The sequence below is a fragment of the Nocardioides sp. GY 10113 genome (genome assembly GCF_004919105.1).
GTDB lineage: Bacteria > Actinomycetota > Actinomycetes > Propionibacteriales > Nocardioidaceae > Nocardioides.
Map to the genome: position 1 here is coordinate 1 of NZ_STGK01000033.1, position 1,796 is coordinate 1,796.

General features: G+C 70.7%; 1 protein-coding gene. It reads left to right on the forward strand.

Annotation, left to right across the window (positions count from 1 at the left end; translation table 11 throughout):
- The coding region (locus tag E8D34_RS20615; RefSeq protein ID WP_136596389.1) for a PKD domain-containing protein at positions 1 to 1,796 on the forward strand (1,796 nt) is incomplete at both ends.

Consider the following 1,796-nt stretch of genomic DNA (forward strand, 5'->3'; position numbering starts at 1 on the left):
TTCGACGACACCGGCCTGGCCGCGGGCAGCACCCACTCCTACCGGGTGAGCGCCAGCGACGGCAACAGCACCAGCGCCTTGTCGACGGCCGTCTCCGCGACGGTGGCAGCGGCGGCCCCGCCCGATTTCGCGACCGAGATGGAGGGGGCATCCCCGTCGCTGTGGTGGGACCTGGACGACGGCGGCACCACCGCCGCCGCGGGCCCCGGGACCAGCGTCACCGGGACTCGCGTCGGTGGCGTCACCGCCGACCCCGACGGTCCGATGGCGGACAACCCCGCGGTGGCGCTCGACGGCTCGACCGGCTACGTCCGGTCCAACAGCCAGATCGTCGCGCCCAACGCCTTCTCCGAGTCGGTCTGGTTCAAGACGACCTCGGTGCGCGGCGGCAACCTGATCGCCCAGACCGACGCCGCCTCCGGAGCCGGTGGGAACCAGGACCGTCTGATCAGCATGGACAACAACGGCGGGCTGATCTTCTCGCTCAAGGCGATCGGCATCCCCGGACGCTTCGGAACACCGAAGATCTTCCTCCGCAACCAGGGACCGGTCTGGAACGACGGTGAGTGGCACCAGGCCGTCGGCACCTACGACGGCAACGGCACGGTCAGCCTCTACGTCGACGGACAGCTGCAGGGATCGGTCCTCGGCACCGTCGACAACCCCGACACCCGACCGCAGGGCATGCTGACCAGCTACGTGCGCACCGGCTACGCCGACCACACCGACATGCAGGCGGTCTTCGGCATCAACTTCTACAACCTCAAGTGGCCCGCCAGCGACTACTTCGACGGCAGCATCGACGAGCCGGCGGTGTGGAGCCGCGCGCTCTCGGCCAGCGAGATCCAGTCGCTGTTCGCCAGCGGGGTGGGCGGGGAAGCCGCGCAGGTCCCGAACGTGGCGCCGACGGCGTCGTTCACGGCCACGCCGACGGATGCGTCGGTGGCGGTGGACGGGTCGGCCTCCGCGGACTCCGACGGCGCGATCGCGTCGTACTCGTGGAACTGGGGCGACGGCACGCCGAACGGTTCGGGTGCCACGGCCTCGCACGTCTACACCACGCCGGGGGAGAAGACGATCACGCTGACGGTGACCGACAACGAGGGTGCCACGGCGACGGCGACGCGGACGGTCACGGTGACCGGTGCGACCACCACGACCGGCACGATCATCGAGGCCGGCTCGTCGTGGCGGTGGAAGTACGACGGCACCGCGCCCGGTGCCGGGTGGAACGACATCGGCGGCGACGTCGGGTCGTGGAACACCGGCGACGCGATCCTGGGCTGGCCCGCCTCGGGGGTGACGACCTACATCGACACCTTCGCGACCACCGCGGAGCGGCCGTTGGCGGCGTACTTCCGGAAGGAGGTCACGATCCCCGATGCCAGCCAGGTGGCGAGCCTGCACCTGAGCGGCCTGGCCAACGACGGTGTCGTGGTCTATGTCAACGGGGTCGAGGTGATCCGGGAGAACATGCGCACCGGCACGATCACGCCGAACTCCTACGCGGACTCGGCCCGGAACGCGACGACGGCGGCGAACAACCCGTTCGAGGTCGACGTACCGCCGAGCCTGCTGGTCGACGGCATCAACGTGGTGGCCGCGGAGACGCACCTGAACTACCGGGCCACCCGTGACATGGGCTTCGACCTGAGCGCCGAGCTGACCACCACCGGCGACCTGCCGCCGGGGAACGCGGCGCCGGCGGCGTCGTTCACCGCGACGCCGACCGGTGCGTCGGTGGCGGTGGACGGGTCGGCCTCCGCGGACTCCGACGGCGCGATCGCGTCGTACTC